The sequence below is a fragment of the Streptomyces sp. NBC_00154 genome (genome assembly GCF_026342835.1).
In the GTDB taxonomy this organism is placed as follows: Bacteria; Actinomycetota; Actinomycetes; order Streptomycetales; family Streptomycetaceae; genus Streptomyces.
The window spans coordinates 943,804-957,599 of record NZ_JAPEMI010000001.1 but is presented as its reverse complement, the minus strand read 5'-3'; the positions used below and the strand labels follow the sequence as shown (position 1 = coordinate 957,599).

At 68.3% G+C, this 13,796-nt stretch carries 12 protein-coding genes and 2 pseudogenes; 4 read left to right on the top strand and 10 right to left on the bottom strand.

Annotated elements, in window-relative coordinates; all coding sequences use genetic code 11:
* Positions 1-75: 75 nt before the first annotated feature.
* Positions 76-1,188 (bottom strand): IS630 family transposase, encoded by a 1,113-nt coding sequence (locus OHA03_RS04235; RefSeq protein WP_267000867.1) that lies wholly within the window; start codon positions 1,186-1,188, stop codon positions 76-78.
* 180 nt (positions 1,189-1,368) lie between these two features.
* On the opposite strand from OHA03_RS04235, the pseudogene OHA03_RS04230 reads away from it, so the two are divergent.
* Positions 1,369-2,220: pseudogene (locus OHA03_RS04230) on the top strand (IS5 family transposase).
* A 639-nt stretch (positions 2,221-2,859) separates the two neighbouring features.
* Here OHA03_RS04230 and OHA03_RS04225 read toward each other — a convergent pair.
* Together OHA03_RS04225 and sigJ are read right to left on the bottom strand one after the other, a co-directional pair.
* Positions 2,860-3,312: a glyoxalase/bleomycin resistance/extradiol dioxygenase family protein gene (locus OHA03_RS04225; protein WP_267000865.1), complete on the bottom strand. Its 453-nt coding sequence runs from the start codon at positions 3,310-3,312 to the stop codon at positions 2,860-2,862.
* A 121-nt stretch (positions 3,313-3,433) separates the two neighbouring features.
* Entirely contained in the window at positions 3,434-4,309 is an 876-nt protein-coding gene (gene sigJ, locus OHA03_RS04220; protein WP_267000863.1) for an RNA polymerase sigma factor SigJ, read from the bottom strand.
* 265 nt (positions 4,310-4,574) lie between these two features.
* Between sigJ and OHA03_RS04215 the strand changes: the two genes are divergently transcribed.
* Together OHA03_RS04215 and OHA03_RS04210 are read left to right on the top strand one after the other, a co-directional pair.
* Positions 4,575-5,153, top strand: coding sequence for an NADPH-dependent FMN reductase (locus tag OHA03_RS04215; protein ID WP_267000861.1), 579 nt, complete (start codon positions 4,575-4,577; stop codon positions 5,151-5,153).
* Positions 5,154-5,390: 237 nt separating this feature from the next.
* Positions 5,391-6,041, top strand: coding sequence for a nuclear transport factor 2 family protein (locus OHA03_RS04210; RefSeq protein WP_267007925.1), 651 nt, complete (start codon positions 5,391-5,393; stop codon positions 6,039-6,041).
* Positions 6,042-6,464: 423 nt separating this feature from the next.
* Here OHA03_RS04210 and OHA03_RS04205 read toward each other — a convergent pair.
* From OHA03_RS04205 to OHA03_RS04175, 7 genes and pseudogenes are all read right to left on the bottom strand, one after another.
* Positions 6,465-6,691: pseudogene (locus OHA03_RS04205) on the bottom strand (chloride channel protein); the annotation flags it as partial.
* 711 nt (positions 6,692-7,402) lie between these two features.
* Positions 7,403-7,576 (bottom strand): hypothetical protein, encoded by a 174-nt coding sequence (locus OHA03_RS04200; RefSeq protein WP_267008280.1) that lies wholly within the window; start codon positions 7,574-7,576, stop codon positions 7,403-7,405.
* Between the two features lie 329 nt (positions 7,577-7,905).
* Positions 7,906-8,691, bottom strand: a complete 786-nt coding sequence (locus OHA03_RS04195; RefSeq protein ID WP_267000859.1) for an SAM-dependent methyltransferase — start codon at positions 8,689-8,691, stop codon at positions 7,906-7,908.
* Between the two features lie 187 nt (positions 8,692-8,878).
* Entirely contained in the window at positions 8,879-9,499 is a 621-nt protein-coding gene (locus OHA03_RS04190; protein WP_267000857.1) for an RraA family protein, read from the bottom strand.
* 48 nt (positions 9,500-9,547) lie between these two features.
* Positions 9,548-10,219, bottom strand: a complete 672-nt coding sequence (locus OHA03_RS04185; RefSeq protein WP_267000855.1) for a DUF6445 family protein — start codon at positions 10,217-10,219, stop codon at positions 9,548-9,550.
* Positions 10,220-10,278: 59 nt separating this feature from the next.
* Positions 10,279-10,701, bottom strand: a complete 423-nt coding sequence (locus OHA03_RS04180) for a helix-turn-helix transcriptional regulator (RefSeq protein WP_267000853.1) — start codon at positions 10,699-10,701, stop codon at positions 10,279-10,281.
* 159 nt (positions 10,702-10,860) lie between these two features.
* On the bottom strand, positions 10,861-12,411 hold the full coding sequence (locus OHA03_RS04175; RefSeq protein WP_267000851.1) for an esterase: 1,551 nt from the start codon (positions 12,409-12,411) through the stop codon (positions 10,861-10,863).
* 386 nt (positions 12,412-12,797) lie between these two features.
* Between OHA03_RS04175 and OHA03_RS04170 the strand changes: the two genes are divergently transcribed.
* The gene (locus OHA03_RS04170; RefSeq protein WP_267000849.1) at positions 12,798-13,577 is read left to right on the top strand and encodes a VOC family protein; all 780 of its coding nucleotides are present in this window, start codon (positions 12,798-12,800) and stop codon (positions 13,575-13,577) included.
* Positions 13,578-13,796 lie beyond the last annotated feature (219 nt).

The following is a 13,796-nucleotide window of genomic DNA, read 5'->3' as shown; positions in this document are numbered from 1 at the left end:
CGCTCTGGACACCGCCGCTGCAACTCCGCCCGAGGCAACCGCACTATCGTCTAGTGTCTCGTGATCCTGTTCATGTCAGTTCGAGTTGCTATTTACGAGTTTCTTCACGTTGGTCGCGACGAGTCGGACCTTCGCGAGGACCTCGCCGGCGGTCGCGGTCCAAGTGAACGGTTTCGCTGTCGTGTTCCAGGAGTTGATGTAGTCGCGGATCTGTTTGATCAGGACGTTGACGCTGGAGAACGTGCCGCGGCGGATGGACTGCCGGGTCAGGATTCCGAACCAGATCTCGATCTGGTTCAGCCACGAGGAGCCGACGGGAGTGAAATGGAAGTGGACGTGCGGGTTCTTGACCAGCCACTCCTTGACCTCCGGGGTGGTGTGCGTCGAGAGGTTGTCCAGGACGACATGGATGTCCTTCCCGGCGTGCGGTTTCACCGCCTTCTTCAAGAAGGCCAGGAAATCCTTGCCGTCCCGGGTCGGCCTGCACTCGCCGAGCACTTCACCAGTGGTGACGTTCAGGGCGGCGAACAGGTTCGTGGTGCCGTGCCGGACGTAGTCGGCGGTGCGCTTCTCGCTCGCCGCGAAGGCGACCGGCAGCACCGGCTGGGTCCGGTCCAGCGCCTGGATCTGCGTCTTCTCGTCGATCGAGAGGACTACCGCGCCGCCCGGCGGGGCCAGATACAGGCCGATCACGTCAGCCACCTTCTCCGCGAACGCGGGATCTTTGGAAATCTTGAAGGTGCCGGACCGGTGCGGCTTCAGGCTTTCCTCGCGCCAGACGCGCGCGATGTAGTGCCAGGACACGGTGATGTTCTCGGTTCGCTCCAGGTACTTCGCCAACTCCCGTGTGGACCAGTGCGAAAGCCCCGTGCCGTCCGGCGGCGTCATGCGCGTCAGCGCGATCACCCGGGACCGCACCCGCGCCGGTACCTGTTCCCGTGCGCCACCGGGACGCTCCCCTTCCAGCCCGGCCAGTCCGTGCTCGGCATAGCGGGTCTTCCAGCGGTCCACGGTCGGCAGTGACACCCCGAGCAGCTCGGCAATGTCCTTGCGCCGACGCCCCTCGCTCGACCACAGCACGATCCGGCCCCGCGTAGCGATGTCCGCAGGAACGTCCCGGCTGTTCAACAACTCCCGCAACTCGGCGGCCTGTTCCACGGAGATCTCCACACCAAGAGACCCTGCCACACAAGATCAAGTAACGCTGACGGAATCACGAAACACTAGTGTCTTGCGCCGGGAATTCGTTGAATAAGACCGACCGGCAGTAGGTGGCGGAGCACGGTTGCGATGAGGGGTGGCAGCAGAACGGGCACAGGCCCGAGTGATCATGGAGTTCTCTACGCTCTGTGACCGTGAAAGACGACTGTGCCCGCGCTGCCATCATGCCTGCTTGAACCCGCCTGGGACCAGTTCAGGGCCCTGCTGCCCGATCGGGCCGAGTTTGTCCCCGACCATCCGCTCGGCTGCCATCGACGGCGTATACCGGACCGCGTCGTCTTCGACCACGTCGTCCAAGCGCTGATCCACGGCTCCGGATACGAGCGCATCTCCTCGCCCGGATGCTCCGACCGCACGATCCGACGCCGCGTCAAGCTGTGGGCTCAGATGGGGATCTAGCAAGCGCTGCACCGGATCGCCCTGGAGGCGTACGACCGCATGATCGGCCTCGACCTCGATGAAATCTCGGTCGACGGCTGCATCACCAAGGCGCCGTGCGGCGGAGAGAAAGCGGGGCGCTCGCCCGTCGACCGGGGCAAGCAGGGACTGAAGCGCTCGGTCGCCTCCGACGCGTGCGGGGTTCCACTCGGGATCGTGTCCGCCGGGGCGAACCGGCACGACTCGCCGCTGCTCGGCCCCACCCTGGCAGCGGCCAAAGAGCAGGCCGGTGCGATGCCGGAGGCCGTCAACGTTAACCTCGACCGCGGGTACGACAGCACCAAGTCACGTGTGTTGATCGGCGAGTTGGGATTCTCGACCGAGATCGCCCGCAAGGGCGTGCCCGCCCCGATCCAGGCCGGCAAGCGCTGGGTGGTGGAGCGCACGCACTCGTGGATGAACGACTACGGCAAGCTGCGGCGCTGCACCGAGAGGAGCGGCGATGTCGTGGACTTCTACCTCTACCTCGCCGCCGCCCTCGTCACGCTCCGCATGCTCATTCGACGCTCGACGAGCCGCTACCGCTGGGACGGCCGCCCCACCACCCGACGCCTCAAGTGATCCATTTGCCGGTGGGTCTAAGTAGACTGCTTCCATGGCGAAGACGGGACGGCCGCCGGCCCGTCCTGCGGTGGCGGGCGGTTCTCCTCGGCCGGCGCCGGGAGCCAAGGACGGGCCCGGGGCACCGCGGCGCTCGCCCAGCGCGGCGCGGCGACCTGGCCGGAGCTTTGGCCAGGGGCGCTGAAAAGCGCCCAGCCCTTGGCGGGTACGGCATGGTGGTTCTGTACGCGATCCCGCATCAGGCGCCGTGGTTCTATCCGGGCGAAGCAGGCTACGGCCCGCAGGAATAGATTTCGAGTTCATCGTCCCAGGCATCGTGGGCACATCGTCGATGTCCGCGTGGTGACCGATGTGCCGCTTCCGCTCGGACGTGATGTCGTCCCCGTCACGGGTCCAATCGGGCAGCCGAGCGAGCCGTTTCTCGATCCAACCGGGGCATCCTGCCAGGCGGCCGCCGCGCCGTCGTCATTGCCGCCAGTGACAAACGAGTCGCCCGACCGGTTCGATGTCATCGTCGAGGCCAAGGAGTACTGCCAGGGCCTCGTCTCGGTCTGTCAGGCAGTCAGCCACCGCCCGGAGTCGGGCTCGTCAAACTACGTAGGAGAGTCCGTCAGAATCCTGCCGCCGGCACCACAGCGTTCAGCCTGCGGTGAGGCCGGAGAATGCTTCGGTCGTGAGCTCCTGGAGCTCGGGGAGCGGGACGTCGCGGAGATGCTGCGTGAGTCCCCACCGATGACCGAAAGGGTCGAGCAGCTGACCTTCTCGCTCGCCCCAGAAGGTGTCGCTCAACGGGCGAATCACGGTGGCCCCGGCACCGACGGCCCGCTGCCAGGTGTCATCGACATCGTCGACATGCAGGTAGATGGCACCGTAGGTGCCGCCGAAGTGCTGCGGCCCGAAGGACTCCATCTCAGGGAACTCGTCGGCCAGCATCAGGGTGAGCGTCCCGATGCGGACCTGGACGTGGATCAGCCGGCCGCCGGGTACCACCAGCCTGGTGAGCTCTGTGGCTCCGAAGGCCTGTTGGTACCAGGAGGATGCCTCGTCCGTGCCGCGAGCGGTCAGGTGCAGGGTGTGGGAGTTGAACGACATCGGTGCTTCCTTTCTGAGATCTGGGTCCGGCCGGTTCGAGCGCGGCATCAAAGCGCGCCGACGGCCCGACCGATCGACGCCCTTGCAGCGGGAGTTGTCAGGCTCGAGGTCGACGCGCACCTCAACTGCTCCATGACCGCAGCTTGTCCGGGTTGCGAATCGCCCAGATACGTCGGATGTGGGATTCGTCGATGTCGAATGCGTACACGGTCAGCACCTGACTGCCGTTCACCGCAACGAGGCCCGGTTGGCCGTTGACGGTCCGCTCAAGGAGGTCGAGTCGGCCGGCGAGACCCGCCAGGTGTACCAGGAACTCCGCAACCCGAAGGTGGCCTTGGACCGGCGCCGGCGAGGCCATCGCGCGACCGCCACCGTCGGCGATGGCGACGACCGACGGGTCGAGGAGTCGTACCAGGGCATCCACGTCCTTGGCCTGCCACGCCTGCCGGAACTCACCGACGATGGCAGAACGCCGCCGCGCCCGTGCACCGCGGGTGCGGGCAGCAGCCACTCGTCGACGACCCGACGAGGCGAGCTCGCGGCAGGCACCCGGCGTGCGGCCGACGATCTCTGCGACCTCGTTGAACGGCACCCGGAACACATCGTGCAGCATGAAGGCGACGCGCTCGGCCGGCGTCATCGCATCGAGCACGACCAGGAACGCCATCTCGACGGACTCGTCCAACGTGATGTGGTCGGCGGGATCTCTCGCCGTCGATCCGTGGGAGAGCGCGCTCCACTCGGCCCGCGCCGGCAGTGGCTCTGGAATCCACTCACCAACGTACCGCTCTCGACGCATACGCGCCGAACGGAGCTGGTCCATGCAGATTCGGCTCACGACGGTGGTCAACCAGGCTGCGGGATTCGCGATAGCGGCCCGGCGCTCGACAGGTTGCGCGAACCAACGGGCGTACGCCTCCTGGACGGCATCCTCCGCCTCGGTCAGCGAGCCGAGCAGCCGGTAGGCGAGATTGGCGAGGTTGCGCCGCTCCGACATGAGCGGCTCGTCCTCAGGACGCGCCGGAGCGTCTTCGTTTCCGCCTGTGATGTCCATTCGGTCAGCGCCTTTCACTCGCCACGTATGAATCCTCCCGCGATATACGACGGATCAGGACCCGCCGACGTCAGCGGGCGACAACGGCGGTCCGTCTCCTGACGATCGAGGCCACTACCGCGTCGGTGTGGGTGTTGGGATCGCGGCCGACCACAAGGCGACCGCGTGTCCGTGGTACGCCCCAAAAATCGCGACAGGAGAACGCATCATGACCAAGATCGGCATCATCATCGGCAGCACGCGTCCGGGACGGCTCGGCCCGCAGGTCGCCGGGTGGGTCCACGAAGTCTCGGCGCAGCGGTCCGACGCCGAGTTCGAGCTCGTCGATCTCGCCGAGTTCCGACTTCCGCTCTTCGACCAGGCGGTTCCACCCGCCATGGGCGGGACCGGAGGCCCCGAGGCGCAGGCCTGGGTGCGCACGATCGATACGCTCGACGGATTCGTGTTCGTCACGCCGGAGTACAACCACCAGCTCCCCGGCGCACTCAAGAACGCCATCGACTTTGTCTACGCCGGCTGGGCGAACAAGGCCGCCGGGATCGTCTCCTACGGCGCCGCCGGCGGCGCCGGGTCCGCGGCCCAGTTGCGGCAGATGTGCGGTCTGCTCGGGCTCGCCGACGTGCCGGCCCAGGTCACCCTTCACCTGGCCACGGACTTCGAGAACTTCACGGTGTTCGCTCCGAGTGAGTCCAGGGCACTCTCGCTGGAGGAATTGCTCGACCGTGTCGTCGCCTGGACCGCGGCACTCGAGCCCATGCGAAGTGCCCGCGCGGCGTCCATCGTCTGAGCTGCCTCCAACCGATTGAGACCAGAAGGGAGTCGATCGAGCATGCCTCATCTCACCGTCCACGTTCTCGAGCCTCAGATCACCGGGCATGAGAACGACCTCATCGCCCGACTCACGGACGCGGTCACCTCCGTCTACGGAGAGTGGGCTCGCAACCTCGTGGTCGTACAGCTCACGGGACTTGCGGTCGGCCGCTGGGCCGTCGGCGGGGTTGCGCGCGATGAGGTAGCGCCGACCGTGACGTTCGCCATCCGGGAGAAGGCGCTTACCGGGGCCGACGGTCCGCGGATCGCGGCCCGGCTCGTCGCAGCAGTGACAGACGCACTCGCATTGGCGCTCGGCGAGCAATATCGCGGCGGGATCGTCGTCGACCTGGTCGCGACACGCGACGATCGCACCGCCGTCGGCGGCCGTCTCGTGAGCGAGGCGGTGATGAGTGAACCGGACGAGCTGAGGGACCGCGTCGAGATCGAGGCGCTCCGCGCGGAGTTCACGGACGCGGCGATGATGAATGACCACGATCGGCTTGCCTCACTCTTCATGCCAGACGGCGTTGTCCGAATTCCGGACGCCGGCATCGAGGCCGCCGGTCGCGACGGCATTCGGGGTCTCGGGCAGCAACGTGAGGCCAGCTTCGAGGTCTTCGCCCAGACGACCCACCCCGGAGTCATCTCCCTCTCAGGAGACACCGCGACCGGCCGCGCCTATCTCTCCGAAGTCATCCGGATTCGTGGTGGTGCCTCGCACCTCAATTACGCGATCTACCACGATCGCTACCAGCGCACCCCAGACGGCTGGCGCTTCGCTGAACGCGCGTATGAGATTCGTTATCTGGACTCGACGCCACTCGCTGGGGGTCCTGGTGGATCCGTCGCGGATCACGGATAGTCGCAGCGGACACGTGTGCTGCGCCGGTGGCACCGCAGACGTCGGGGTGGAGCATCGGCATGACGCTGCCAGGCATGCCACTGGGTAGGGGCCCCGCGGACCAGTCCGCGGGGTGTGGCTGCACGCAGGGGTGATGCCTTCGAGGAGGGCCAGGATCTGGTCGTACAGTTCCTCGTCTGGTGCCTGGAGGTGGAAGCAGATGCGCATTACGGTGTGCGGGCTGGGGTTCATCCGGCGCTGCCGGGGCTGGTGTGGCGTATCCGAACTAGGCGGCCGCTTTCGGATCTTGCCCTTGCTTCCCCACCCCTGCTCCTCCGCTCCCGCCCGCCGGGCGGCACGATGTGCGGATGGCGATGAGCGAGACGGAACTGCTGGCCCTCCTGCGCGAACCCGACGACCCCGAACGGCTGGAACGGCCGCTGCACCGCGCGCCTCCTTCGCGAATCGGTTGACCAGTGGGCCGTAGAGCAGACCGCCGATGACCGGTGCGAGGAGGACGAAGTAGGGCCCGAGCCAGGCCGCATGCGGGTTGTCGGCTCCGCGCGAGGCCGCGTAGTCGCTGTGGCCCGCGAAGAGACGTGAAGGTCTGGATGCACCAGCGAAATCGAGCCCACTCCGGGACCGGCACCGACTGTCACCGCCAGCGCCAACAGCCCCCAGGGGCGGTCGGAGTCCCGCGAGCCTCCGAGCGGGCCCGGCTTGCGTGGTGCCCATTTCTTCCCCTTCCTTACTTTTGCGTTATGCAAAGTATGTCGGGCTCACCGCGACAGGGGCTGCTCCCCGAGCGGCATCGGCGGAATCCGGGGAGACGGTCTCATCCTCAGGCGAACGGCTGGTGTGAGGTGTCCGGAGCTGGTGCCGCGCTTGGGGCAGTGGACACGCTGGGCCGCTGGGCGGCGCCCACGCGGCAGCCGCCCTGTCTCTGGCACTCGGCTTCGCCGGGCAAGCCCTCCGAGGGGCGAAAGCATGGAGCAACTCCCGGCAGCGGCGATCCTGCAGCGAGCGCGAGGGTACGGCGCGACCGTGACGCTCATTTGACGCTCCGGGCGCCTGACGGTTGCCCGCCGAGCCGCGAAACCTGGCCTGACCTGCGGTTTCTCTCGTCTCGTCGTCTGTGACCTCTTTTCGATGACGCATCATGTGGAGTGCGTGGCGATTCTTGACCCTGCCACAAAGGGTGCATGACCTGCGGGTTCCTTCCGTGTGCGGTGTGGGCGTCGCGGCGGTTTGCTGACGTGTGCGACGAGAGCCCGGTCGCTGCCGGGGACGGCTCGGCCGGCATCTCGTGCAGGCCCGGGGCGGAGTAGCGAAGGGCGTTCGCGGGTTCCTCTGCATGACGTGACGTGCCTGAGTGCTTCACCTCAGGGCAGCGTGGTCGCCAGCGCTGCGACCGCCGTACGCATCCGGTTCTCGTCGTCGCGGACGCTCCGGCTGAACTCCATGTGGAGGAAAGGAACGCCGTCCGCCGTGGCCCGTCGTCCCTGTTCGTTGCTGCGGCCCTCCAGGGCGCAACGATGACCAGGCCCGGCAGACATCGAAGCCTTCCCGACGCACGGCGCCAACGGCATGGCCCGCTCGGACCGCGGTACGGACATCATCGAGCTCAAGGGTCCAGCGGCGAAGAGGCCAACGGCCCGACGATCGGCGACAAGGGCGGCACGTCCCGGCTGGACGGGAACGGGTACTACGCCTCTACTCTGCGCGGCGCCAAGCGCCTGTAGCGGGCCGTCCTTTCCGTCCCGTGAGGGCGGAGGCATCCCGAGCCCGGGTCGAGGACGGCTGCGTCACCGCTGCGCACCAGGGCCCATCGTGGCCGGGCGTGGTCGCCCGAGGGCCTACGGGACCCGGGCGACGGAGCGAGGGCCTACGGGACCCGGGCGACAGCGACGTAGAGGCCGCTGGCCTCGGGCTGGGGCGCAGGGGTGCCCCGGAACCATTCGGGTGCCGTCACCAGACCCGGTTCGACGATGTCCAGGCCGTCCAGGAAGCGGGCGAACTCGTCGCGGGTGCGCAGCGCGAGCCGGATGCCGCCCCTGCCGTACTCGGCGGCGCCCTGTTCTCCCCGCTCGGGATTCACATCGGATGCTCCCTGGGACAGCACCATGTAGCTGCCCGGAGCCAGTGTGCTCACCAGGGTCCGGACGATGGCGTACGGATCGTCCTCGTCCGGCAGGAAGTGCAGCAGGCCGAGGAGCGACACGGCGACCGGCCGGTCGAAGTCCAGAATCCGGCGCGCGGTTTCCACGATCCCCTCGGGCTCGCGCACGTCCGCGGGTACGTAGTCGGTCGCCCCCTCCGGCCTGCTGATCAGCAGCGCCTCCGCGTGACGCAGGACGATGGGGTCGTTGTCGCAGTAGACGACCCGGGCGGCCGGGTTGATCTCCTGGGCCGTCTGATGCAGGTTCGGGGCGGTCGGGATGCCCGTACCGATGTCCAGGAACTGCCCGATGCCCTCGCCGGCCAGCCAGGCCGTCGCCCGGCTCATGAACGCACGGTTTTGATGCGCCCCGATCTTCGCCTCGGCCGGCAGCTGCTCCGCCACCGCCTGATCGACGGGGTAGTTGTCCTTCCCGCCGAGGAGCCAGTCGTACACCCGCGCGGAGTGGGGCCTGCTGGTGTCGATCGGGGTGTGGGACATCCCTGTCGTCATGCCGTGCTCCGTCACCGAGGGGTCGAACCGCTCCGTCGGCGCAGTCTGCCACAGCAACTCCGGTCCGATCCACGCGCGTTGACAACCGGTCGGCGAAATGGCCGGTACTGCGTGTTCGTGAGTTCCGGAGCAGCGGCAGGGAGCAGAGCCGGGTCCGGCTGAAGGCCTTTCCGGAGCCGGTGGGCTGCTACGCGGCGCCGTTCTCGCCCAGGATCTTGTCGATGCGGGCGCGATGCGCTTCCTCCCATGCATCGAGGGATTCGCCGGCCTCCTTGGCCAACTTCGCCCGGGCATCGAGGAGTACCTGCTCCCGGCGGGCGCGGGGAGTGACCACGATGCCCTCTTCGTCGGCCACCACGATGTCCCCGGCATGCACGTTCACGCCGCCGCACCGCACCTGGCCGCCCAGTGGCACAACGGCCGACTTCGTTCCCGGGATGGGGATGACCCCCCTGGCGAAGACGGGAAAGCCCATCTCGCGCACCTCGGCGAGGTCACGGATCACCCCGTCGAGCACGAACCCGGCGACCCCTCGGCGCTGGGCGACGGCGCAGACATTTCCTCCGGCGAGTGCGTAGTCCACGTCACCCGCTTCGACGACGATGACCGAGCCGGGCTCCGCGCGATGGATGGCCGCGTGCAGCATGAGGTTGTCCCCCGGAGGGCACCGCACGGTGAACGCCGGGCCGGCAATGCGCGGGATCGAGGGCCACAGAGGGCGAATGCCGATGTTCATGACCTGCTCGCGTCCCAGGACGTCGGCGAGGGTGGTCGGTGAGAGGTCCTTGAACTCGGTGCCGTCGCTCATGTTCTTCCTTCGTTCGTTCCGGCGCTCGTCCCACCGTGGGCCGTCGGGTCAGGCCTTCCAGAAGAAGACGGCCGTCATCCGCTTCTCCTCCAGCGTGTGACCCCAGTAACCGGTGGCGCTGTGGATCATATTGGCGGAATAGAGCAGCAGCCGGTTGGCGCGGTGCGGGACCCGTACGTCCTCGACGAAGGAATCCGGCGACACGAAGCGGGTGCCCAGCGCGTCGACGAGGTTGTTGTGCGGCGCGGCCACCTGGTTGCCGCCCAGGACTCCACCGGGCAGGCTCTGGCGGTAGAAGCTGGTTCCGCAGTCCTTGGGTACGCCGGGGTTGAGATAGAGCACCGCGGCGTAGCGGCAGAGTGTCCGCGAGTCGGTGTGAGGGCGCGGCTCACATTCGCCCTCGCCGACGACCTGGACACAGTTGTGGTTGAACGTGCCGCCGCCCGAAGGGCGTTCGGCCCGGAGTTCCCGGGCGCCGGTCGCCTTGCTCACCAGCCGTTCCACCTGCGCCAGTTCACCCGGCTCGAGCCCCGGCATGGCGCGCAGTCCCGGCCAGCTCTCGGGTTTGTGCGGGTAGCCCTCCGTCCAGTCCTCCCTGGCCAGGCAGCGTTCCCGGGTGGCGCCCACATCCGGCAACACGTCGTCCAGTACCCAGTAGTCCCGGCCGCGCGTCGGCTTGCGGTACGGGAGGACCGGGAGGGGAGGAGGTCTCAGAGACATGGGAGGGACCGTAGCGGCCGGGGGTCCCTCGGATCTCCACGCAAGCGGTCAACCTTACGTCAAGGGCTCCCCAAGCGGGTTGTTTCTGATTGCTGGTCAAAGTTGGTGGCCGGAAGCTCGGTTGGGGCGTCGATGAGGCCGGGACGGAGGTGTTCCACGTGGTACAGGGCCTGGTCGAGAAGTGCGGCGACGTGGTTGTCGTGGAGGGTGTAGACCACGGAGCGGCCTTGGCGGGTTCCGGTGACCAGGCCGAGATTGCGCAGCAGGCGAAGCTGGTGCGAGCAGGCGGACTGCTCCATGCCGACAGCGGTCGCCAGCTCCGTCGCCGCGCACGGGCCTTCGCGCAGCCGGGCCAGGATCAGCAGCCGTGAGGGCGTGGACAGCGCCTGGAGCATGGCGGCGACCTGCGGTGCGTTCTGCGCGGTCAGACGGGTGCACGGCGCTGTGGCACTGCTGTCGGGGGTATTCGCCCTGTCGCCCATGGTCACCATGGTACGGAGATGAGCACATGAATGGATGTTCAAATATTCATGTGTAGTGAGACGTTTCGGCGGTGGTCCAGGTGAGGGAAGACCCGGTGCCCCGGAGACCGCTGTCCAGGGCACCGGCGACGCATGACGGACGGGTGTCCGGTATGCGTGTCAGTCGTCGATCGCCGCCCCGTACAACGCGTCCGTCGTCGGGCCGCCGAGGTCGCCCGCGCCGTAGCTCCAGGAACCGGAGGTGGTGATGCCGCCGGTTCCCGCGGAGAAGACCCAGACGTAGCCGTCGTTCGTGTTCTCGCTCGGCGCCGAGACGAGCAGGCCGAACCGGCCGTCGTCGTTGGGGTCGGTGAAGGAGACCTGGCCGCCGAACTTGTCGCCCTTCTCGACGGTGCCCGGGACCTTGGCGGTCCCCTGGTTCGCCGACAGCACGCCGGTGGCCGTGAGGCCCCGGGCCGAACCGCGCAGGACGATGAAGGCACCCGCGTCCGGGACGGTGCCGATGTCCTCGCCGGAGACGCCGATCGCCAGGTCCGCGAATCCGTCCTTGTTCGTATCGCCGAGGGAGAGGTCGGTGCCGAAGCCGTCGCCCCGCTCGTTCGTACCCGGCACACCCGGCGAGTCCTGGGTCCACCAGACCGGCGGTGTGCCGGGGCCCTCCTGGCCTGCGAGTCCGGCCGTGCTGCCGTAGTAGACGCCGACCATGCCGCCGGTCATGCTCTCGCCGCCGTCGTCCGGGCTGTGCGGCTCACCGGTGACCAGGTCGTCGTAGCCGTCGCCGTTGATGTCGCCGGAGGCGACGACGGGGCCGCCGCGTACCGCGGTGACCGGCAGCGGCTCGTCGTTGGAGGCGGTGCCGGGGAGGATGTACGACCAGCCGTGGCCCGGTTCGTCGCCCACGCTGGTGCCGGAGACGATCAGGTCGGCGTAGCCGTTGTTGTCGTAGTCGCCGGTGGTCATCGACTTGGGCTGGATGCCCTGCGGTTCGTCGGCACCGGACCTGGCGAGCGCCTTTTTTGGCGGTGAGGTGAGCGTCGTACGCGCCTTCTGCTGCGACTGCCGCGACTGCGGGCCGGCGCTCTTCGCGCTGGGTTCGGTGGCCGGCTCGAACTGGTAGGTGGTCAGGCCGACCGAGTCCATGACCGCCAGCAGGTCGCCGGGTGTGGTGTCCGAGAAGCGGGCCGCGGCGAGCGAGGCGCCGAATTTGCCGCCCGTGGTGAGATCGTCGGCCTGCAGCCAGTTGCTCACCGACCCGGTGAGGCCCTTGGGCGTGCCCCACAGGACGACCACGCCGCCCGCGTTGGAGACGGCGCCGATGTCCTCGCCGGGGATACCGACGACCGCGTCGTCGTAGCCGTCGCCGTCGAGGTCGCCGGTGGCCACGGCCTTGCCGAAGTTGTCGCCCGCCTCGGCCGCTCCGGCCACCCCGGAGGAGTTCTGGCTGAAGGCCCTGACATTGGTGGTGCCCATGCCCATGGGCCCGCCGTACTGCACGGTGACCATGCCCGCGCCCTTGTGCCCGCCGACCGCCGCACCGGGAGAGCCCACGAGCACGTCGTCGTAGCCGTCGCCGTTGAAGTCGGTGTTGCGGTCGTTGGCGTGCGTGCCGCCGGGGGTACCGGCGTACGCGGACGGGGCCGAGGCGATGGCCGCGCCCGTGACGAGGAGAAACGATGCCGCCGCAACGGCGGCCGAGCGGTTCTTGCGCATGAGCGGCTCCTTGGTTCACGAAGGGCCGGGCTTGCTCGGGGGCGCGGGGGGTATCCGGAGAGGGCCCGTTCCTTGTCCGGTGCCGTGTATGACAGCGCATGGGGCACAAGGGTTGTACGTAGGGTGTGTCCGGTTTTCCGAAGAAGATCACTTTGGGGTCGTTGTGATCCGCGCGCTCCGTTCAGGACGGATCGGGGTCGTTCGGAGGAACCTCAGCATCCGGAGGATTGCGGAGCGTCATTCCCTCGTCCCCCGGGCTTTGGGTGTCAGATGGCCATGACCATCTCCGGGGCGACCCGTGCGGGACTCGGTCCGGTCGCTACGGCAGCGTGAGCGCGGTCCCACGGGACCGGTCACGCGTCGATCCGTCGAAGGAGGACACCCCCATGCTCGGCACTCATTTCGTGACCGGTGCACCCAGCTGGCTGGACCTCGGCAGCACCGACACCGCGGCCGCCGCGGACTTCTACGGTGCGGTGTTCGGCTGGAGTTTCGACTCGGCAGGACCCGAGGCCGGCGGCTACGGCTTCTTCCAGAAGGACGGCAGGACCGTCGCTGCTGTCGGCCCGCTCACGGAGGAGGGCGCGAGTCCGGCTTGGACGGTGTACTTCCAGACCCCCGACGCCGATGCGACGGCCAAGGCCGTGGAGCAGGGCGGCGGGACCGTGCGGGTCGAGCCGTTCGATGTCATGGACGCGGGACGGATGTCCTGTTTCACGGACCCGGGCGGTGCCGATTTCTCGGTCTGGCAGCCCGCTGGTGTCAAGGGCCTGGAGAAGACCTCGGAGCCCGACACGCTGTGCTGGGTCGAGTTGCACGTCGGTGACACTTCCGCGGCACTGACCTTCTACCGGTCGCTGTTCGGCTGGCGGAGCCAGGCGATGGAAGTCCCCGGAATGACGTACACCGTGCTCTCCACCGCGGACGGCGACCAGCAGGACGCGAGCTTCGGCGGCCTCGCCCAGGCCCGGGACGGAATGCAGCCGCGCTGGATGCCGTACTTCGCTGCTGCGGACGCCGACGACATCGTCTCCAGGGCGCAGGGGAACGGCGGATCGGTGCTGATGTCCGCGGAGGACGTGCCGGACGTCGGCCGGATCGCCTGGCTCGCCGACCCGTTCGGTGCCCCCTTCGCCGTCCTCAAGCCCGCACCCCGGTCGGCCTGACGAGAAGCCGCACACCCCCGGGACGCTGCTCCGCCCATCGGTCGACGGGCGGAGCGGTGGGCCGGCCTGTCCGCGACCGTGCGCGGACAGCGGTATTCCGGCGGGCGCGTGGCGCCGCTGTCCGAGGTGCATCCGGTCATGGATGCCGTGCGGGTACCCGGATGGCGCCGCGCGGGCGCATACCTGCCGTTTTGTGCCCATACTGGAATGGCTGCGGCG